At 46.6% G+C, this 20,081-nt stretch carries 24 protein-coding genes, 1 tRNA gene and 1 pseudogene; 19 read left to right on the top strand and 7 right to left on the bottom strand.

The genetic code is table 11. The annotated features are described in order from the left end of the window. Nucleotides 1-5: 5 nt before the first annotated feature. The 4 genes from AC1S52_RS29760 to AC1S52_RS29745 all read right to left on the bottom strand — a co-directional run bounded on the left by AC1S52_RS29760 (nt 6) and on the right by AC1S52_RS29745 (nt 3,464). Nucleotides 6-167, bottom strand: coding sequence for a transposase family protein (locus tag AC1S52_RS29760; protein ID WP_482032674.1), 162 nt, complete (start codon nt 165-167; stop codon nt 6-8). Between the two features lie 234 nt (nt 168-401). After that, complete coding sequence (locus AC1S52_RS29755; protein WP_482032673.1) at nt 402-1,712, bottom strand: TldD/PmbA family protein; 1,311 nt, start codon at nt 1,710-1,712, stop codon at nt 402-404. Nucleotides 1,713-2,061: 349 nt separating this feature from the next. Beyond that, nucleotides 2,062-2,925, bottom strand: coding sequence for a Tab2 family RNA-binding protein (locus AC1S52_RS29750; RefSeq protein WP_482032672.1), 864 nt, complete (start codon nt 2,923-2,925; stop codon nt 2,062-2,064). Nucleotides 2,926-3,011: 86 nt separating this feature from the next. Continuing rightward, on the bottom strand, nt 3,012-3,464 hold the full coding sequence (locus tag AC1S52_RS29745) for a DUF4332 domain-containing protein (RefSeq protein WP_482032671.1): 453 nt from the start codon (nt 3,462-3,464) through the stop codon (nt 3,012-3,014). A gap of 14 nt (nt 3,465-3,478) precedes the next feature. On the opposite strand from AC1S52_RS29745, the gene AC1S52_RS29740 reads away from it, so the two are divergent. The 5 genes from AC1S52_RS29740 to AC1S52_RS29720 all read left to right on the top strand — a co-directional run bounded on the left by AC1S52_RS29740 (nt 3,479) and on the right by AC1S52_RS29720 (nt 5,628). Beyond that, nucleotides 3,479-3,685 carry a hypothetical protein gene (locus AC1S52_RS29740; RefSeq protein ID WP_482032670.1) on the top strand — a complete coding sequence of 69 codons (207 nt, stop codon included), beginning with the start codon at nt 3,479-3,481 and terminating at the stop codon, nt 3,683-3,685. Between the two features lie 149 nt (nt 3,686-3,834). Next, nucleotides 3,835-3,916: transfer RNA gene (locus tag AC1S52_RS29735), tRNA-Leu, on the top strand. 417 nt (nt 3,917-4,333) lie between these two features. Then, nucleotides 4,334-4,648: a DUF6173 family protein gene (locus AC1S52_RS29730; protein ID WP_482032669.1), complete on the top strand. Its 315-nt coding sequence runs from the start codon at nt 4,334-4,336 to the stop codon at nt 4,646-4,648. Continuing rightward, nucleotides 4,648-4,794, top strand: coding sequence for a DUF6173 family protein (locus AC1S52_RS29725; RefSeq protein ID WP_482032668.1), 147 nt, complete (start codon nt 4,648-4,650; stop codon nt 4,792-4,794). Before AC1S52_RS29730 ends, AC1S52_RS29725 begins: the two co-directional genes overlap by 1 nt. Before the next feature lie 90 nt (nt 4,795-4,884). Further along, nucleotides 4,885-5,628: a hypothetical protein gene (locus tag AC1S52_RS29720; protein WP_482032667.1), complete on the top strand. Its 744-nt coding sequence runs from the start codon at nt 4,885-4,887 to the stop codon at nt 5,626-5,628. A gap of 64 nt (nt 5,629-5,692) precedes the next feature. Here AC1S52_RS29720 and AC1S52_RS29715 read toward each other — a convergent pair whose 3' ends face one another. Next, nucleotides 5,693-5,980, bottom strand: coding sequence for a hypothetical protein (locus AC1S52_RS29715; RefSeq protein WP_482032666.1), 288 nt, complete (start codon nt 5,978-5,980; stop codon nt 5,693-5,695). Nucleotides 5,981-6,347: 367 nt separating this feature from the next. After that, a pseudogene (locus tag AC1S52_RS29710) lies at nt 6,348-7,379 on the bottom strand (cysteine desulfurase family protein); the annotation flags it as partial. A gap of 47 nt (nt 7,380-7,426) precedes the next feature. On the opposite strand from AC1S52_RS29710, the gene AC1S52_RS29705 reads away from it, so the two are divergent. The 9 genes from AC1S52_RS29705 to AC1S52_RS29665 are packed head-to-tail and all read left to right on the top strand — an operon-like array spanning nt 7,427 to nt 15,208. Further along, nucleotides 7,427-7,753, top strand: coding sequence for a hypothetical protein (locus AC1S52_RS29705; RefSeq protein WP_482032665.1), 327 nt, complete (start codon nt 7,427-7,429; stop codon nt 7,751-7,753). A 32-nt stretch (nt 7,754-7,785) separates the two neighbouring features. Continuing rightward, nucleotides 7,786-9,930 carry a DNA phosphorothioation system restriction enzyme gene (locus tag AC1S52_RS29700; RefSeq protein ID WP_482032664.1) on the top strand — a complete coding sequence of 715 codons (2,145 nt, stop codon included), beginning with the start codon at nt 7,786-7,788 and terminating at the stop codon, nt 9,928-9,930. Between the two features lie 7 nt (nt 9,931-9,937). Continuing rightward, nucleotides 9,938-10,105 carry a hypothetical protein gene (locus tag AC1S52_RS29695; protein WP_482032663.1) on the top strand — a complete coding sequence of 56 codons (168 nt, stop codon included), beginning with the start codon at nt 9,938-9,940 and terminating at the stop codon, nt 10,103-10,105. Beyond that, complete coding sequence (locus AC1S52_RS29690) at nt 10,102-12,162, top strand: AAA family ATPase (protein ID WP_482032662.1); 2,061 nt, start codon at nt 10,102-10,104, stop codon at nt 12,160-12,162. The genes AC1S52_RS29695 and AC1S52_RS29690 overlap by 4 nt, the downstream gene beginning before the upstream one ends. Next, nucleotides 12,159-13,016 (top strand): Rpn family recombination-promoting nuclease/putative transposase, encoded by an 858-nt coding sequence (locus tag AC1S52_RS29685; RefSeq protein WP_482032661.1) that lies wholly within the window; start codon nt 12,159-12,161, stop codon nt 13,014-13,016. Before AC1S52_RS29690 ends, AC1S52_RS29685 begins: the two co-directional genes overlap by 4 nt. A gap of 47 nt (nt 13,017-13,063) precedes the next feature. Beyond that, nucleotides 13,064-13,192, top strand: a complete 129-nt coding sequence (locus AC1S52_RS29680) for a hypothetical protein (RefSeq protein ID WP_482032660.1) — start codon at nt 13,064-13,066, stop codon at nt 13,190-13,192. 37 nt (nt 13,193-13,229) lie between these two features. Then, the gene (locus AC1S52_RS29675) at nt 13,230-13,685 is read left to right on the top strand and encodes a DNA phosphorothioation-associated protein 4 (protein WP_482032659.1); all 456 of its coding nucleotides are present in this window, start codon (nt 13,230-13,232) and stop codon (nt 13,683-13,685) included. Between the two features lie 5 nt (nt 13,686-13,690). Then, nucleotides 13,691-14,194: a hypothetical protein gene (locus AC1S52_RS29670; RefSeq protein WP_482032658.1), complete on the top strand. Its 504-nt coding sequence runs from the start codon at nt 13,691-13,693 to the stop codon at nt 14,192-14,194. Between the two features lie 33 nt (nt 14,195-14,227). Further along, entirely contained in the window at nt 14,228-15,208 is a 981-nt protein-coding gene (locus AC1S52_RS29665) for an HNH endonuclease (RefSeq protein WP_482032657.1), read from the top strand. On the opposite strand, the gene AC1S52_RS29660 is transcribed toward AC1S52_RS29665, so the two are convergent. Next, nucleotides 15,205-15,435, bottom strand: a complete 231-nt coding sequence (locus AC1S52_RS29660) for a helix-turn-helix domain-containing protein (RefSeq protein WP_482032656.1) — start codon at nt 15,433-15,435, stop codon at nt 15,205-15,207. The two genes, AC1S52_RS29665 and AC1S52_RS29660, sit on opposite strands and share 4 nt — an antisense overlap. A 102-nt stretch (nt 15,436-15,537) precedes the next feature. Here AC1S52_RS29660 and AC1S52_RS29655 point away from each other — a divergent pair, with 102 nt between their 5' ends. From AC1S52_RS29655 to dndE, 5 genes are read left to right on the top strand one after another with little or no spacing between them, the layout of a single operon-like run. Beyond that, nucleotides 15,538-15,834, top strand: coding sequence for a hypothetical protein (locus AC1S52_RS29655; protein WP_482032655.1), 297 nt, complete (start codon nt 15,538-15,540; stop codon nt 15,832-15,834). Between the two features lie 42 nt (nt 15,835-15,876). After that, entirely contained in the window at nt 15,877-16,296 is a 420-nt protein-coding gene (locus AC1S52_RS29650; RefSeq protein ID WP_482032654.1) for a XisH family protein, read from the top strand. After that, nucleotides 16,284-16,616: an element excision factor XisI family protein gene (locus AC1S52_RS29645; RefSeq protein ID WP_482032653.1), complete on the top strand. Its 333-nt coding sequence runs from the start codon at nt 16,284-16,286 to the stop codon at nt 16,614-16,616. Before AC1S52_RS29650 ends, AC1S52_RS29645 begins: the two co-directional genes overlap by 13 nt. Further along, nucleotides 16,617-18,611 carry a DNA sulfur modification protein DndD gene (gene dndD, locus AC1S52_RS29640; protein WP_482032652.1) on the top strand — a complete coding sequence of 665 codons (1,995 nt, stop codon included), beginning with the start codon at nt 16,617-16,619 and terminating at the stop codon, nt 18,609-18,611. Between the two features lie 36 nt (nt 18,612-18,647). Further along, nucleotides 18,648-19,046, top strand: coding sequence for a DNA sulfur modification protein DndE (gene dndE, locus AC1S52_RS29635; protein ID WP_482032651.1), 399 nt, complete (start codon nt 18,648-18,650; stop codon nt 19,044-19,046). The last annotated feature ends 1,035 nt before the right edge of the window (nt 19,047-20,081 follow it).

Genomic DNA, 20,081 nt, shown 5'->3' with positions numbered 1-20,081 from the left:
TATAGCTATAACAGTTCCGCTTGATGACGACTGAAAAACTCAGCCAAAGGACGATAGCCTGAGTCACCGCTCATGGTTCCCATAATCACCAGCAGCAATACGACCCAAAGGGGATAGTCGGTAGACCGGAAGTCTGGAATCTGTTGAAGGTGCTCAATGAGGTGCATGATTGAGAAAATGGAGTGGTCGCTTTCTCCATTTCCCATTTCCTACGCCCAATGAATTAGGACTGCCCCGCCCCTTGGGGTCCTAACTCCCCCAAACCCCCCGTTCGCGTAGCGTCTCCACAGGAGTTAAGGGTCTGGCGCTGAGTCTTCAAGTCTAGCTCGACGAAAATCGGTCGCAGATTGCCTTGCTCACACGTTGGGTGTCAGATCTCCGGCAGGTGGCAGGGATGAACGTTACGATCGCCCCGTCACCGATAACCCACCTACAATCAGGGAAGGGGTATAGCAGGAGCCGTTCCAATCGGCATCACCGCCCAATTCAATCAACTGTTTGAGGGCTGTGTAAACATTGCCAGAAACCATCGTATCCTTGACCCGCCCCGTGACTTGCCCATGTTTGACCCGGTAGCCCAGGTCAACATTAATTGAGAACTCGCCGGAAATTCCTGCACCACCCCCCAACATTTGATCCACAATCAGCCCATCTTCCAGGGTGGCAATCAGTTCCGGCAGAGATTTACTGCCCTGCTGAACCAGGATATTGAACAGACCGGGAGTGGGATAGCTGCCCAGCCCCGCCCGAAAGCCATTTCCGGTGGTACCACTGCCGATCGCCTGTCCAGTGGTGCGATCAGTGTAGAAAAGCTGAAGAACCCCCTGGTCGATAAAAGTGATCGGACGGGTGGGGGTGCCTTCGTCATCAAACGGGCAGCTAAAAGGACCCTCGGCTGGATGCTGGGAAAGTGTCAGTAGCTCGGAAGTGACCAGTTCACTGAGGCGATCGCTCCAGGGGGAGGCTCCTTCAATCACCTGCTTACTGTTCAAGGCGGCTTGCACAGTGCCCCAAAGCATATCTGCTGCTTTAGATGTAAACAGGATGGGCACCTTCCCAATCGGAGGCACGGTATTATCAATTGCCCAGTCCAGGCGTTGCAAAATTTGGTTTGCCAGGGTAGCCGGGTCAAGCCGATCGCGCTGGGTCTGCCCATCAGCGACGTTGAGGAAATCATCACCCCGCACCCATTCGGCAGACAGGTAGCAACTCAGGGTGGTGTCCGTATAGCCACAGTCTAAACCCTGGGAGTTAAGCAGACGGGTCGTTTCTGCCTCGCACTCCCACTCTGCCGTACAAAGTAGATCGGGGTTGGCATCGCGGACGAGGGCGATCGCCTGTTTGCCCCATTCCACCAGTTGCTCGACCGGGACTGTCTCCCCCAGGTCAGGATAATGCTGCTTGTTGGACGCTCCCAACTCAATGGTTTCTGGGTCATTTAACTGGCTAAGGGCAACTGCCCGGTCTACCAATGCCTGCGGTTCCACCGGACCATAGGCAACTGCCAACCCCGGACGACCGCCACTCCAGAGGCGCAAAGCCGTCCCCTCCGCCTGGGCACTTTCTAATTGCTTGAGCCGGTTTGCCTCAAAAAAAACAGGGCGAGACAGCGATCGCGACTGAAACACTTCCGCCGCTTCTGCCCCAGATCTGGCAGCAAGATCCAATAGTTGTTCTGCCAGAGTGTTCTGGTTCAATTCGTCGGAACCCATATCTTCCTAACTGCTATCAGCCACTGGTCTTTAGCGAGTTGATTGTAGCTACCGCCCTAATGGTCAGGATATAGCGTTTTTGAATCCAGTGAGGTTCATGGATAGTCATAGAACCCTTGAGTCAAACAGATGAGATGTACCTCACCCAGAAAGGAAACGCTATATTGGGAGACTACTGATGGCAACGTTGCAACCTTCGCAGGATGCCCTAACGAATGGGACAAGCGCTATCATTTGTAGTCTGTCATCATTGACTAGAAACACAACTAATGCTCAGGCAAATTGAGCAGAACCCGTGCGCTTACCCCGGCATTAGAGGAAACCCAACCAACAACCGCTAGAAAACACTTTACGCTATATTGACCTCCTGCAATAACCAAAATCCGGCAAAGGATTCGGCTTCAGGACTGGTTTGAATTGCCAGAAAATGGACACCTTGTGCCTGCTGCTTGGCAGTTTCAAAGTTTTTTGCTTCGGCTTGCAGATCGGGTTTAGGCAGGCTGGCAAGGGTCCAACGGTCATTAACCCCGGTTTCCAGCAATAGGCGAACGGTTGAACCCTCGTCCACCTTGAGAAATGCCAGTTCCAACCCTGACATCCAGGCTGCCATTGGGGTTGCCCGCGAAGAAAAGAGCACCACACCAGGAATCATGGTCTCCGAGGGGATGCTGACCAAACCCAGGGGAAAGGAACTGCCGAAGTCAATTGCCCATTCCCGCATCTCCTCTAATGCCTCGGTATTCAGGGTAACAAACGCCCATTTTTGTCCTCTTAACGCATCAGGCAGTGGTTGGGGCGGCGTTTCAGCAAAACTGACGGTTGGCGCGGCTCCAGGCTGAAACCCAGGATGCTCTGGGTAAACCTCTGCCATCCGCTGCTGGAGCCAGTGGTTCAGTGCGTAGGTGCGCCGACTTAGTTGGGCTGGAATCCCCAATTCATTGCAGGCTTTGGTAATCATGTTGTTCATTGCCTGCCGAAAGAAGCGGATTTTGCTGGGCGGCTGGGTAGCACGGGCGATCGCGTCTTCCAGCACTGTCTTTAACCGCACGGAGTTGACTTCGCTGCTGGGGCAATATTCCCCATAACGAAATAAGGAGTCCAACGGGCTATCAATGCTCAAAGGACTTTCACAAACCAGAATTTCCCAGATTTTTTTTCCCTGCTCATCCAAAATTGGACGTGAATAGAAATCGAGTTCCCAAATAGTAGTCATTGCATCTTCAAGAGCAGATTCAGTACTCCATTTTCCCATTAAGGAACAGCACTGGCATGGAACGTCGGTTCAGAATTGGGGGAAGTTCACCGGTTCAACCCCGATAGTTCCTGCGCTTGCTGAACCCACTGGATAAGCTGCTCTTTGGGAGGGCACAAATCCTGCCGCCGCAAATGTGCCACATAAAACCGCAAAATCATTTTGTGTAAGGTCTGAAACGGCGTTTGTGCCAGTTGCTCTGGGGAACTGATGCCACAGTGGAGGAGTAAACCGCAGTACTGGCAACCCACCGCCGGAATCCGGGCTAGATCTGCCAGGGCTGCCCACTTGTGAATCCGCTGAAGATGGATGTGCAACTCGGCTGAAAGAGCCTGTTTCTTCACAAGCGTACTGGTCTTTCGCAGCAGATCGAGGGTGGTTTCAATGCCACACTCCAACAGATTGGTCTGATCCTGAGGGTCAAGCCCAGGCAGTTGCTCAATCCTCCAAAAACTTTGGCGGACAGGGGTTGGGCGCGAAACGGGGACGGGCTTTTTCATGGTTGGAGGATAGCATGGGTACTTCCAGTGTAGAAGAACCCTATCGTGACGTTTGTACTGCTTCCCCGCCCCCTGATCTGGACTGTAAGGATATTTTTATAGAAGTTTTCGAGTCTTACGACCCGACCCTCACAGGTTTGACGGGGATAGGGGCGGTATCGGCTGTGAATCTAAGAAACGGTAAGTATAACCTGCAAGAACAGAGTTGTCCCGATTGGTAGGATTCCTTTCATCAGGGAGCTTCAAGGTTTTCGATCGCCTTCCTACCAATTTTCTACCACTTTTATTTCAAAAAGCTTGTCGTAAGCACTTTTCTGCTGATACACTGAGAAAGCTCAAATAGCCGATTGATGGTTGTTTGATGCAATCTGGGCGGATGGCGGAATTGGTAGACGCACCGCACTCAAAATGCGGCGGTTTCGGCCTTGCGAGTTCGAGTCTCGCTCTGCCCATAGATGCTAAAGTTGAGCGCCTCTTTGATAGGTTTCCTGTTGAAGAGGTGTTTTTGTATGTTCAAGCCTGTCCATTAGTGCCATAGCGGATGCTATGGGTCAGGATAATTGACATTTGATAGCACTGGAGAGGTTTTAAGTGTCTTAATCAAGCAGATCGTAGACCGTTAATCAGATGTTCAATTCAATTACTGTGAACCCGGTAGAACAATCTACCGGGTTTGCTTTGCTTCTATGCAAGGAGCTTTAGATGGTAAAGCTTGCTGGAAAATTTAACAATGTTTTTAGTTTTTAGTAGAGGAGTTACAACGCAGACTAAGTATTGTCTATGTTATCCTCTAGTAAATTCGTACTGTAACAAGGGCTGTGTAGGATAGTTACGTCATTTTTCACAATAGTCAACCGACTATTCTTCTTATGAGCCAACCTGATTTTAGTCAATTCGATCTCATACCTCAAATTTCACAAAGTACACTGAACAAACTCAATGCAGTAAGCCACGCGATTTCGGAGCAAAGAGTTCGTGAGAATCAAGCTAGTGACTCGACAAATTTTCTTGCAGAATTACAGCGTTCTAATCTTGCTAGTGAATTTGCACAGCAGCTTCTATCAAGAATCAACCAGTTTGATGCTGAGTTAGATGCCGGACATGAAGTTGGTGTGAGACTTGTTTCATTTGGACAAGCAATCACATTTCATGTTTCCGATGTAGGGTATTACACCCTAGCTTAGTGTTGTTTATTGGTTTAACAGACGATGGTAATCGAGTTGAATTAATTCAGCATGTCTCTCAGATAAGTTTTCTCTTAATTGCTCTACCTAAACTTAATCCTGAGGGTCCTAAGCGTAAAATCGGGTTCATTCAAGAAGGTATTTAAGATAGCTAGAACCTAACCTGTTAATTGTAAGTACTGTGCTAGGAACGAAATAATATAAACATTTCAGTTTGAAGTTCAAACAGATCAAGTATGAACACAGACAAAAACAAAAATACTACATTTCATGCTCAACCTGCTGTTTCAAGGTCAGTAACTCTATCAGCAACTTGGAAAGCACGTTTTTATTTCTCCTCATCTCATTTGTGGGCAGCAAAGCATTTCGCACAGTTAGCTGCTGAACTAGAAAACTTACACAAAACCAGCCAATGCAATGACATCCAGCATCGTGTTTATGTAACCAATGCTGTTCTTTCATCAGTTGCTTTTTTAGAGGCAGCAATTAATGAGCTTTGTAAAGATGTAGTAGATGAGCATGAAAGCTACATATCTTCCGTAGATGAAGAGGCAAGAGTTCGTATATCAGTAATGTGGGACTTAACAGAAGTAAATAATAAGTCAGGTTCTATTTTAAGTAAATACCAAAGGATTTTAACTTATTGCAAAAAGAATAAAATGAATGAGAATGAGCAGCCATATAAAGATGCAAGTTTAGCAATAAAGCTTCGAAATGAGCTTATGCACTATAAACCTGAATCCTATAGTGGTTATCAGATTGAATTCCAGAACGTTAACGAGCAGCACAGTCTTACTTCTAAATTAAGGGACAAGTTTTCAGAAAACCCTTTGATGCTAGGTTCGGGTAATCCGTATTTCCCAGATAAATGCCTGGGAAGCCCTTGCGCTAATTGGGCAGTTCAATCAGTAAGGAATTTAGCTGATGAGTTTTTTCTACGGTTGAATGTTATACCGCATTATCAACGTTCTAATCTCTGAATTAATCAGTAATGCAAGCTAATCCTTATTTTTACTATGTCTCTTCTTTAGCGTAAACAGTAAATCAGCTACCCGATTTCTTTGATTTCCTTGTTCTCCTCGGTCTTACAGGCTCCTCAGTTTCGGGTTGCTCAACTTCTTCTTCTTCATCTTCAGCCTCTTCCTCTTCCTCACCTTTGACCAGCTTTTCTACTTGCTGGAATAAAGAGCTTAAGTGTGAATCCCTTTTACCAGCTTTAGCTGGTGCTTGTACTTGCTTCTCTGTTTGCTTAAAGGCATCTACAAGCCCTCCTAAGCCTTGCGTCTTCCATTGAATGACCTGATTAGGGTACAAAATGTGTCCATTAAACATTTATTTGTCCAATTTAAATATTTAGTGTCAAACCAGTTCAAAGCCTGAAACGACTTCCTAACAGGCATTCCAGGCTTAAAAGACAGAGATCGGCTGGACTAACAGATTTAAACAAATAAATGCCAAAAGACCGAAAATCGGCATTCAACCGTTTAAACAATTAATTGTCATTTCCCAATTTTTATTTTTTGATAATTTCAGCCAGCTAATGCAAATCCACTTGCGAATCTCGACTTCTGCTCAAGAGCTAGGGGCAAAGTCGGATTTGTCGGGTTGCTAGAATTTGGTCAGGACAAGATCGCGTTTGCCTAACGAACCAAATGTCTGCCTGCCAAGTCTGAAACTACAAATTGAACAAATTTATAGCTCAAAGCTGCTGCAAATATAAAGTATGGTAAAGCGTTTCACAAGCCTTTATTAATAGATCTGCTGCTTTATAAATTTCCTTGTTCTGAGTAAACTTACCTAATCTAATGCGAAATGCTCCATCAACTACCTCATCAGATAGATTCATTGCCCGCAATACATGAGAAGGAGCCTCAACGCCCGATGAGCAAGCTGAACCCGTAGAAATCGCTAATGAGTGACGGATTCTGGCAATAATGGCACTATTCGGTATGTTAGGGATTGAGATATGCAGATTACCCGCTAACCGATGCTCTATATCCCCATTAACTATAAGGTTAGAAATTTTCTCTGAGAGTAAGTTCTGGAGTCTGTCCCGTTTATCCGCGATCGCCCGCTCATCTTCTTCCATCTCCAGCGATCGCAACCGACACGCTTCTCCTAACCCTACAATCCCTGGAACATTAAGGGTGCCCGATCTCATTCCTCGTTGGTGACCGCCACCAAAGATAAGCGGCTCCAACTGGTAGCCTTTACGCACAGTTAGTGCCCCAACCCCCTTCGGTCCGTAGAACTTGTGGGCAGAGATTGCCAGATAGGTAATGCCCCACTCTTCAAATTGAACGGGAATCTTGCCGACTGTCTGAGAGCCGTCACATAGAAAAGGAATGCCGTAGTGTTGAGCAATCTGCCCAATCTTTTGAATAGGATAGATGTTGCCAATCTCGTTGTTAGCTGCCATGACACAGAGCAGGGACAGCCCCTCGGCGCAGACTTGTTCCAAATATTCCAGGTCAAGTCTGCCTTCGGAATCCACTTGGAGATAAACCAATTCAGCCCAACCTCGTTTTTCCAAAGCACGACAGGTGTCGAGGACAGCTTTGTGTTCGATCTGCATCAGTCCAATTCGATGCGGTTTCGCTGGGTTAGGGGCTAGACTCCCTTGAATTGCCAGATTGATGCTCTCAGTTGCGCCCGATGTCCAAATAATTTCCCTTGGTGAGGCTCCTATGAGGGCAGCAACTTGTTTGGCAGCTTGCTTGATGGCAGCCTCAGCGCGATCGCCCCACTCCTAATCAGTAAGGTTTTAGAGAGGTTTCAATGAAAACGTTTTTTAATAAGTTGGTGCGCGATCGCATCCCTGAAATTATTCAGGCAGCCGGACGGGAATACTCTGTAGAGGTCATGGCTGAAACTGAGTTTCAACAAGCATTACGGAAAAAGCTAGTTGAAGAAGCTCAGGAGGCAGAAGCAGCAGATTCCGAGAATTTGGTTCAAGAATTAGCAGATTTGTACGAGGTTATTGATGCTCTGATGGCGACACAGCAAATCAGTCGTGAGGCTGTGTTAACAGAACAAGAACGACGGCGCTCTGAACGGGGTGGCTTTACCAAGCGGCTCAAATTAATCTGGAGTGGGGCAAACTAGACTCAGAGCAATTCTGTTCGGAGCCTACTCTGGTGAGCCTTAAAGACCTTGCCCTACGAAACCAGTATCGAAGCGATCGCCACGATTTACTGAACGATTTTTATGTCCGCTGTTTCCAGCAAGCCAGGACTTACGATCGTGCCGTAGGCTTTTTTTCTAGCACTTCCTTGGCGTTGGCAGCGCAAGGACTGTCGGTTTTTGTCAAGAGTGGCGGAAAAATGCGCCTGATCGCCTCTCCCCACCTATCGGATGATGATATCCATGCAATCGAGCAAGGGCTAAAACAACGACAGGATGTGATCAGTGCAGCGCTTGTACGAGAGTTAGAGCGTGAGTTAGAGCAAATCATTTATAACCGTCTCGCCTGCCTTGCCTGGTTGCTCAGTAACGGGGTGCTGAACATTAAATTGGCGGTACCCCATAATCTACGACGGGGAATTTATCACGAAAAATTAGGCATCTTCGGTGATGGGATGGGCAATCAGATTATTTTTACCGGATCTGCCAATGAGAGTGCCAATGCCTTGATGGACAATTTTGAATGCATTGATGTCTTTCGCTCTTGGTGGATTGGGGATGAGGAACGCATTGTAGAAAAAACTGAGGATTTTCAGCGGCTCTGGGACAATCAGACTCCCAACCTTGAGGTGTTGGACTTTCCAGAGGCAGCACGGCGATCTCTCCTGAAACGGTGCCCGGATGAACCACCGCTGAGTGAGCGGGTGAGTGAGCAGCCGGGTAAATGGTCAGACGAATCACCCTCTACGCACTTATCTACCCGTTCACCCTCTACCTCACCCACCCTCTACCCCATCTATCCACCTACTCTCCAACTCCGTCCTTATCAACAACAGGCGATCGCCAACTGGTTTGCCAATCAGGGAAAGGGCACACTAAAGATGGCAACGGGAAGTGGCAAGACGATTACGGCTCTGGCGATCGCCGCTGAACTTTACCAGAAAAGTGTTGAGCAAAATAAACCACTCCAGGGTTTGCTGGTCGTCTGTCCCTATCGGCATCTGATTACACAATGGGCAGCAGAAGCGCGAAAGTTTGGGCTGAAACCGATTCTGGCATTTGATACGGTGCAAAGCTGGCAAGGAGAATTGCAATCGCAGTTATTGGCTGTACTGTCAAGGCATCAACGGTTTATCACCGTGATCACCACAAATGCCACGTTCATTCGTGATAGTCTTCAGTCTCAATTGCAGTTTTTCCCAAAGAGAACGCTGATCATTGGGGATGAGGCACACAATCTGGGAGCTACCCGATTAGAATCGAGCTTACCCACCGATATCAAATTACGATTGGCACTTTCCGCTACACCTGAGCGATATTTTGATGAGTGGGGCACAGAGCGATTGTTTGCATACTTTGGTTCTGTGTTGGAGCCAGAGTTTACCTTGAAGGACGCGATCGCTGCTAAAGCGTTAGTTCCTTATCTTTACTATCCGGTTTTAGTAGAGTTGACAGAGCCTGAGATTGAACGATACGAGGAACTCACCAGTCGCATTGGTCGAGCCATTGGGATCGGAGGCGCTGATGATGACAACGAGGTGCTAACGGCACTACTGATGCAACGGGCGCGGATTGTAGGAGCCGCCGCCAATAAACTGAATGCTCTGCGCCAGATTATGTCCACGCGCCTGCAAACCAGTCACACCTTGTTTTACTGTGGTGATGGCTCTGTGGAGGACGAAGTGACTGAAGAGAGCGATCGCCAGATTGCAGCGGTTACGGCTCTATTGCAAGATGAGCTTAACTACCGAGTTAAAACTTACACTGCCGAAACGAGTCTGGAGGAGCGGGAAGAACTACGCTACCAATTTATGCAGGGCAGCTTACAGGGATTGGTTGCGATTCGTTGCTTAGACGAAGGGGTGGATATTCCAGCCATTCAAACTGCCGTAATCTTGGCGAGTAGTAGCAACCCTCGGCAGTTCGTGCAGCGACGGGGACGGATTCTGCGTCCGAGTCCAGGAAAGAAAAGGGCTGAGTTGTTTGACATGATTGTGATACCTCCTGATTTAGGGCGGGAATCTTGGAGTATTGAGCGCAATTTGCTACGAAAGGAGTTGAAGCGTTTTGTTGAGTTCGCAGATTTAGCTATCAATAGCGGACAGGCTAGAAAGATATTGCTACTGTTACAGGAAAAATACCAGTTGTTGGAGCTTTAAGTGAAGTATGGCTTCGGATTATAACGATATTGAAGAACCGATTACGACCGCGCCACCTGAAGTTGAAAAAATTATTCGGGAGGTGATTCGAGTGGAGAAAGAGAACTTACACTCGGATAGGCCCAGAGGTATTAGAGCCGATATTCTCCAGATCATTAAGGATGCGGTGAAATGAAGCTAATCTCGATGAAGCTGTTCAATTTCCGTCAGTTTTGGGGAGAAGTGGAGATTCATCTGGCGGGACAGCCGGGACGTAGTGTGACAGTCATTCATGGGAATAACGGGGCAGGTAAAACCACACTGCTCAACGCCTTTACCTGGGTGCTATACGGTCAGCATACGGGGGCATTTGCTTCGCCAGAACAGCATATTAATAAACGAGCCATTGCCCAAACTGCCTCAGGAAAACGAGTTGATTGCTGGGTCGAGGTCGTGTTTGAGCATAACAGCAATCGCTACCGGTCTCGACGATCATGCTACATCGAGAAGTCGCGTTCGGATGGGGTGTCGATTGAACAGGGGGGAGAACTTGCGCTTCAAATCAATGGCAAATTGGTTCAGCCTCCAGAGGTGCCAGAAGACAAAGTGGGTCAGGTTTTGCCAGATAGTTTGCATCGCTACTTCTTTTTTGATGGAGAGCGGATCGATCGCATTGTCAAATCAGAAAACAAATCGGAGATTTCTAAAGCGATTCGGACACTGCTGAGCGTGGAGGTGTTGGATCGGGCAATTAACCATTTGAAGGAAGCCTACCGATCGCTGAATAAGGAACTGGCAGAGATTGGCGATCCAGAAACAAAGCGACTGGTGAAAGAGAAAGAAGACCTGATTGAGGAAAAGGCTCAATTGGAGGCTGGACGGGAGGGAATTGCATCTGAACTGGAAGCGTTTGAGGAGCAGAAGCAGAAAGTCACCGCGCAGCTACGCGATCTGGATAAGGTGGGGCAAATTCAGGAGCGGCGGGATGATCTGAAGCGCCAGGAGGAGGAAATTCAAGCCCAACTCGATCGCAGTGAAGATAAGCTGCGACGGACGATCTCAGCGAGGGGATACATGGTGTTTCTCACCGATGCGATCGCTCAGTTTCGCAACTTGGCAGATGACCTGCGGCAACGCGGAGAATTGCCCGCCGGAATTAAACAGCAGTTTGTCGAAGATTTACTAGAAGATGGGGCGTGCATCTGTGGAACGGAACTGAAACGGGGTACGAAAGCCAGAAGGCAAGTTGAATCGTGGCTCGATCGCTCTGGGATTCAACAGGTCGAGGAAGCGGTGATTCAGATGGGGGGTGAGGTGAACAATATTGAGCGGCAGATCCCCGAATTTTGGGCAGAGGTGGAGCAAGAGCAAGCCAGCATCGAGAATTTGCGGCGGCATCTTTCGACGTTACAAGACCAGCTTGACGACATCCGGGAGCAGTTGAAGGGCAGTGAGGATGTGAATGTTAGCGGTCTGGAAAAGCGCCTGGAGGAGATTGAGGACAAGATCATTGATCTGCATCGGGAAGATGAAAATGTGGCGCGGGATATTGAGGACTGCGAAGGGGAGATTGCCGATCTGAATAAGCAGATCAAGGAACTGAAGGCGAAGGGCAAGCAGCAGGCATTGATTCAGCGGCAGATGAAGGCGACGGATGATGCGATCGATCGCATTACTCAAGTGCGATCGCGGGTAGATCAGAAGTTTCGGGTGGTGTTGGAACAGAAGGTGCGAGAGATTTTCCGGCAGGTGTCGTTTAAGACCCAGGTTCCTAAACTGACGGAAAACTATGAACTGGTGCTGATCGAAAATTTAACAGATGGAGAAAGCGTGGTTGCACCGTCAACCGGGGAGAACCAAATTCTCAGTCTGTCGTTTATTGGCAGCATTATCGAACGGGTGCGCTATTGGAGTAAGAAGCATTCGCTGATTGGGTTGGATAGCAGCAGTTTCCCGATTGTGATGGATTCGCCGTTTGGGACGCTGGATGAAAACTATCGGCGGCAGATTGCGAAGTTAATTCCAACCTTGGCGGATCAGTTGGTGGTGTTGGCAACGAAGACCCAGTGGCGGGGTGAGGTGGAAACGGAGATGGAACCGTACATCGGCAAGGAATATGTGCTGGTATTTAATTCGGCAAAGCCTGACTGTGAGCCAGAGGCGATCGTCTTAAATGGAGAAACTTACCCACTGGTGCGGCAAAGCCCGAATGAGTTTGAGTGGACGGAGGTTGTGGAGGTCAACAGACGGTGAAAACCGATACGCTGTTCTATCGTCTGTTTCAGCTTTCACCCAGCCTATTTTTTGAGCTAATCGGTCAACCGGGGAGTGAAGCCAGCGACTACGAGTTTCGATCGGTAGAAATCAAGCAAACTGCTTTTCGCATTGATGGGGTTTTGTTGCCGACGAGAGCATCACCAGAGCGTCCAGTGTATTTCAGTGAGGTGCAGTTCCAGAAAGACCAGCAGCTTTATCATCGCTTCTTTGCAGAAATCTTTCTGTACCTGGCACAGAATCCCAAAACCTACGACTGGCAGGGGATCTTGATATATCCCGATCGCAGTCTGGAGCCAGATCAGACAAGACTACATCAGATCCTATTAGATAGCCCCAAAGTCAGGCGAATTTATTTGAATGAGTTGGGTGAGATGAGTAGCCTACCTTTGGGCATCGGCATTGTTAAACTCATCGTTGAGCCAGAGCAGACCGCCGTAGCACAAGCGAGACAGTTGATTCAACGGGCAAGGCAAGAGGAAGTGAGGGATCTTTCTAGTCAGGCGATCGTTGAATTGGTTGAGACTATTATTGTATATAAGTTCAATACTTTGAGCCGGGAGGAAATTGAGACTATGCTGGGACTCAGCGATTTGAAGCGAAGCAAAGTTTATCAGGAAGCCCTGCAAGAAGGGCGACAAGAAGGGCGACAAGAAGGGCGGCAAGAAGGGCAAAGAGAGGTGATTGAGAGTGTGTTGAGGGCAAGATTTGGGGAACTGGATGAGGCGCTAGCTGCGATTGTTGAGCCGCTGCTGACCTTGACTCCGGCTGAGTCTACTCCTTTGCTGCTAAACCGATCGCGTGAGGAGTTGATTGCCCAATTTACACCCTAGCAGCGACCGCCCTATCCCCTTTATCTCCTCACCCCTTCATCCCAAACATGGCAGACATCCGTATTAAGGTTGCAAAAGATAAAGCAAAGCTGGTCAAAGCCCTAAGAGCAGGAGATGGCTCGACTGGCTTATTTCAGACTTACGTAGATGTAATGGTATTTACAGGGCAATTTTAGAATCTATAATTTCTGAACTAAACCAAATCAGATTTTTATGAAAGGTCGAATCAGGGTTGCACGAGATAAAGCAGAGTTCATTAGATCCTTAAAAAACTCAGAAACTCCTAGCGCCCCTTTTCAGACTTATGCTGACATTGTTACATTCGCTGCGGTGATTGGTGCGAAACGGAGGGAGCGCGAGCCATTAGAAAAGATTTCTATGAAAGAGCCTGATCCAATTCCTCAGGAGCAATTTTTTACAAGAGGCTACGAATCAATTATTAATTTATTAGCGATCGTAAGCCTTGGAGAACCAAAAATTCTTGCTTCAACTGAAGAGTACGAAAATCAGCGTCTTAGAGTTTTTGAAGAGTACGCTAATGCAGGGTTTAGGATTTTACGAGATGGGTTATTTGGCTCTGAGGATTATACCAAGCAAATTCTACTAATCATGATGAAGGCGAGACTGAATAATAAAGACGAGGATACAGAAATAAATCTATTTTTCTAGAGGCTATGGTTACTTTTGACCAACTAGAGCAGCTTCAATATTACTCAATTAAATTTTCACGATTAAGAGTTGATCGTGCTCATGGCATTGCACCCCACAAACCTATTCTTGTCTTATCAGTTCTACACTTAATCGGAATTCAAGCTATTCAACAAAATCAAATATATCTCAGAGATGAATTGATCGAGACATTCTTACAAGCCTGGAGATATTTGGGTTCGGAAAATCATGTACCAGATGTCTTCAGACCTTTTTTTCATCTTCGAGGTGATAGATTCTGGCATCACATTCCGAATCGAGGCTTTAGAAAGATTGTTACATCAAAAATCAAATTAAAAACATTCGGAGAAGTCAAGCAAGCAATTAAATATGCTTGTATAGATGACTGTTTATTTGAGATGCTACAAGATCCTATTACACGAGAAAGCTTAGAGTCAGTGTTAGTTCAAAAATGGTTTCAAACCAAAAGTGAGTTATATCAGTGCTTGAAATCAGAGTGGGGACGATAATTTTATTTCAAATCAACACTTCTTGTAGTCATTATGTCAAAAGACTTAAACTACTACAGCAATTGCTTTAAGGATGGGCTTAACGTTAATACTGTAGGTGGTAAAGCTCCTTATCAACCACTTTTACTTCTATCTGTTATTGAACTGATAGAGCAAAACCTGATTCAGGAAAATAAAATTTATCTTTCACTTGAACTTATTTCTACATTCGCTAAATTCCGTAGTCAATTAAGTCCGCCTAATTATCAAGCAGATTTAGCTCAACCCTTCTTCTTTCTTACCCGATCTAAAAAAACCTTTAGACCGTTTTGGTTTCTAGAGCCTCAGGCTGGTTTTGAAAACATTTTAGACTCTGGGTTCAAGCTGAACCGTCTTAGTCTTTTAAGAAAACATATAAAGTATGCAAAGCTAGATGAAGAACTTTTTAACCTATTAAAATCTCCAATTAATAGGTCAGCTTTAGTTGGGGTTATTGTTTCCACTTGGTTCCCAGGAAAAGTTAAACAAATTCAAAATCTGTTTCAAATTCACTCTTTTCAAGATATACGTTATTCTTTAAGAGAAAATGGAGCTATTTATTCAACCAATGTAATGAATGAAAAAGAAGCTAAAGAGTTTGAAAATATTGTTAGAGATACAACATTTAGAAGAAATATTGTATCTTTGTATAGTCAAAGATGTGCTTTTTGCAAGTTGCGAATCATTAGTAGAGATAGTGGTGACATTGTTGATGGAGCACATATTAGACCATTTTCTAAATTTAAAGATGATAATTATACAAATGGTTTAGCTCTCTGTAAAAATCATCATTGGGCATTTGATCATGGCTGGTTTAGCATTGATGACGATTACAGAATTATTGTTCCTGTAGATCGAATTATTGAAGAGCCACCACAAGATTCAAGACGAATGCAGGAATTTCATGGAGAAAGGATTCATCTACCTTCTGAAAGTGACTTTTATCCTAAAAGCGAATCTCTCCAGTGGCATCGTCAAAACTGGCAGATTGCCTAACCTTCTAAGTCATTCATGTAGAGCTTCTTAAACTCTGCCGCAGCGTCGGAGTTGATTTCTTCTAAAGCCTTAATGATGGCAATGACGGTTTCTGAAGTGGGATCTCTTACTTCATTCACCCAACGGTAGACATTAGATCGCCCTACACCTAGTTGATCGGTCAGTTTGATTTGGCTGATACTGTACTGCTCTAACACCACTTTAAGAACTCGATCTGCTTTTCCCATGACATAGATCGTTTCAGAGGATGATCAACTCGTAAAGGAGTGAGTCCCAATGGACTACAAGATGAATGGAATTTTCTTGAGGAACTCTGCGAAGGTGATTCCATGCATCTTGAACTAATGACCAAGCTGCTCGATACCGAACGCCAATATCAACTTGCTTCCAACCGTTCCGGCATTCTCAAAGATCTCAAAAGAGTATTTGATACCAGTTCCCGTGATAAAGAAGCTGCAATTCAAGCCGCGCACCGCGATCGCGATTTGAAACAAGCCGTTGAGGAAGGTAACGTTGAGGCAGTTAAGCAAGCTACCAAGAAGAGCAGCGCTAGAGTGGCTGAAGCTTCTAGTGACTGGGCAGCAATGAAGTTTAAGGCAAGGCAAAATGAGGGGGTGGGAGAATGAAGAGATAATAAGGAATTGTCGGTGTGATTGTGAAGAGGAGAAATGTCTGCCAGAGATTTATTTCATAATGCTGTCAAAATTGCTCTTGAAAAAGATGGGTGGATTATTACAGATGATCCACTTCATATTCGAATTGGGGGTGTGCTTGATATGTACATTGACCTAGGATCAGAAAAAATTATTGCGGCTCAAAAAGAGGGGCAAAAAATAGCCGTTGAAATCAAAAGCTTTATTGGTGCTTCTACGATTTCTGAATTTCATTTGGCGATCGGTCAATTCATTAACTATCGCTATGCTTTAGAAGATGAAGATCCAGAGCGGATTCTATATCTTGCAGTTCCCCAAAATACCTACAATGACTTCTTTAAACTCCCTTTTATTCAATCTGTTGTTCGTCGCAGTCAACTCAACCTTTTAGTTTATGACATTGAACAGGAGGCGATCGTGCAATGGCAAATTTAGATCAGTACCGAGCTTTTATTCAAACATTGCTAACAGAAAAAGCAAGACGTGGCAGCGACCAAGAAGTGGAAGCGCAGACGCTGTTTGATCAAACACACGATCACTACCAACTTATCTATATTGGCTGGCATAACAAACGCCGTGTTTTTGGACCTGTCCTTCATTTAGATATTAAAGACAACAAAATCTGGATTCAATGGAATGGCACAGAAGATGACATCGCAGCGGAACTGGTTGCCCTGGGCGTTCCTAGTCAAGACATTGTTCTCGGTTTTCAACCACCCTTTATGCGTCAATTTACCGATTATGCCGCTGGTTAAATGATCTTCCTTGCCCTTGCCCTTGAAAATTTCAACTCCTACAACGGACGGCACACCCTTAACCTTCAGCCCGAAAGCAGCGCCGAGGGAACCCGCCCCATTATCCTCATTGGTGGCTTAAACGGTGGCGGCAAAACGACGATTATGGATGCCATTCGCCTGGTACTCTATGGTCAACGCGCCCAGATCGATCGCCAAAAGAAAAAGCAGTCCTACAGCGAATTCCTCAGCCAATGTGTCTGTAGCCACGCTCCTGCCGATGCGATCGCCACCATCGAACTCACCTTTCAACACGTTATCCGGCTCAGCAACATCGACAAACTCGCCGAAATTCGCGTCCAGCGCACCTGGAACCGCAAAGGCAAAGACAAACTCCAGGTCTTTCTCGACGGCTGGGACGATCGCACCCTGACCGAAACCTGGGATGAACGGGTCGAAACCTGGCTCCCCCTCGGACTTTCAAACCTCTTTCTGTTTGATGGGGAACAAATCAAAGAATTAGCAGAACAAGACCCACCACCCCCTAGCGTTACCACTGCCATCCGTTCCGTCCTCGGACTCGAACTCCCCGATCGCCTCACTAACCATCTCGAAATTCTGATCAGCCAGAAACAGCGAGAACTTGCCAAAGACGAAGATCGCCAGATATTAGAAGCGATCGGCGATCAGCTCCATCAGTATAGAACCGACCTGGAAGCCGAGGAAAATCGGCTTAAAAGCCTCGAAGAAGAGCAGGAAGCCGCCGAAAAAGACCTCCAAGAGGCACAGATTCAATTTGAGGCAGAAGGCGGCAGCCTTGCCGAATCCGCACCAGAACTCGATCGCCAACTTCAGAACCGCCGCACCGAAGCCGAACACTATCGCCAGAATCTCCGCAACCTTGCAGGCGATCTACTACCCCTGGTACTCATTCAACCCTTATTACAATCTGCTCATCAGCAAGGGCAAACCGAACTTCGTCGTCAGCAGGCTCAAGCTGCCTCTGATTTGATTGCAGAACGCGATCAACGCCTCATCGACCTGATTCAAACTCTCAAGCTGACTCGCACTCAAACCCAAAAAATTCAAGCATTTCTTCAGCAAGAAACTCAATCTTTAGCTGAAGTCACCTCAACTCAAGCCTGGCTAGATGCCGATCCCGAAGCTCTCGACCAACTCACCCAGGTTCTTAACCATCAACTCCCGACCCAGCTTCACCTCACCCAAACCCACCTCACCCACCTCACCCACCTCACTACCTCAATCGAAGCCCTGGCGATCAAACGGCAAGCGGCTCCCTCACCCGAAGACTACGATCGCCTCCGTTCTCACCGAGAGCACGCACAACTTCGCTATGACGAGTGCCTCTTCAAGGTCGAATTGAGTAAACGTCACAGCATCAAACTTCATCAGGATATTGAAGCTACAAAAGCGGAACTGAAACGCTACAGTGCTCAGCACATTGACCAACAAGATACAGATGATTTTCTCAAAGCAGCAACCCGTGCTCAACAAACCTTGCAAGCGTTCCGAATTCGCCTAACCTTACAAAAACTTAACGACCTTGAAGCCAACATCACTAACTACTTTCGCTGCCTCTTACACAAATCCAGCCTCGTCCATCGCATCATTGTCGATCAGCAAACCTTTAGCCTCACGCTCTACGACGCGATAGGACAGCCCATCCCCAAGCATCGTCTTTCCGCTGGAGAAAAGCAGCTTTTGGCCATCGCCTTCCTTTGGGCACTGGCAAGCATCAGCAACCGCCAGTTACCAATTGCGATCGATACCCCCCTCAGTCGCCTCGACTCCAGCCACCGCCGCAATCTGATTGACCAATATTTCCCCCACGCCAGTCATCAAATGATTTTGCTCTCTACCGATACTGAAATTGGACGAGCAGAGGTGGAAGAGCTAAGAGGAAAGGGTGCGATCGCCCGCGAATATTTACTGCAATACAATTCAACAGAACAACAAACTAGAATTACCCCCGGCTACTTTCCCTTCAAAGGGTAATCTTTTCACCCTTCTTTCCCCCTTGCCTCTGCCCCTATGGAACCTCCAATCGATCGCATTAAACTCTCCCAAACCGCCAAAGACCAATTAATCAAACTTAAGCGTGTTACTAAGATTGATCAGTGGAATATTCTTTGCCGTTGGGCGTTGTGTCGATCATTGGCAGAACCCACCCCTCCTTCTCCAGTTCCCATTCCAGCCGATAGTAACGTCGAAATGACCTGGCAGACCTTCGGGGGCGAAATTGCAGATCTACTCCTGATCGCTCTCAAGCAACGCTGCCATGATGATGGTTTGTCCATCGATCAAGAAACCCTTGCGGCTCAATTTCGTTTACATCTTCATCGCGGCATTAGCTATTTAGCAGGCGATCCAACCATTAAGACAATTGATCACCTGATTGAGAAATCTGTTGAATTAACACTTCAGGGGTAAGAATTTGTAGCGCATCGCCCGGAAAGTCTTGGGGGTTACAAGTCACAGATCATGCTTTTCCTTAAGGTATTCCCATTTCGCTTGATCTGGGTCAAAGTCAGGTGGAATAGGAGGAGCATTTTCAAACAACCCTTGAAATGCCTTAATCGGGGAGCCACGCTTCTGAGTAGATAATCTTTTGATTGCCCTAAGTCTGGCATAGCTTCTGAGTAAGTAGGTGCTCGTAACACAATTACCTCCACCTCACCCGGAGCTAGCTCAATGGATTCAGCAACATCAAATGCCCAGTTTCATCGACCCTGCCCTTGACCTTATAAGCCTGCATCGCCCTCTCCCAACATTATCTGAACACTACTGTAACGTGGCTTCTGTCAAACCGTACTTCCCATCCGCTAGCTTTTTGAAGTATCTAGTGGACTGTCAAGGTTGAAATGATGGGTAAAGTCGTTTGAGTTTAACCCGTGCATCTTCAGTGGTAAATCGCCAATCTATTGTTCGCAATTGGGTATTTCTGCGCTGCTCCCAAGCCAATGTTTGCTTGTTCCAATCAGGCTTGGTCACGAAGCCTACGGTCTAGACCTTGACGGGCTAAAACACTGAGTGCAGTTTCTGCCATGTTCAGCCCACAGCCGTGGACAGTGGTGTATTGAAATTCCAATTTTTAGAGAATCCAATTGGCTTGTTATCATCTAATAAATACACAATTTCTAATTATATATTGTCTATTTACCACTTAATATGCACGGTTTAAACTAAAAAGAATTTACACATCATTTCAACCTTGACAGTCCACTAGATACTTCAAAAAGCTAGCGGATTGGAAGTACGGTTTTACAGAAGCCACGTTACAGTAGTTTTCAGATAATGTTGGGAGAGGGCGATGCAGGCTTATAAGGTCCAGGGCAGGGTCGATGAAACTGGGCATTTGATGTTGCTGAATCCATTGAGCTAGCTCCGGGTGAGGTGGAGGTAATTGTGTTACGAGCACCTACTTACTCAGAAGCTATGCCAGACTTAGGGCAATCAAAAGATTAT

The sequence above is a fragment of the Kovacikia sp. CALU 1929 genome (genome assembly GCF_056784235.1).
This window is presented reverse-complemented; position numbering and strand designations above follow the sequence as displayed.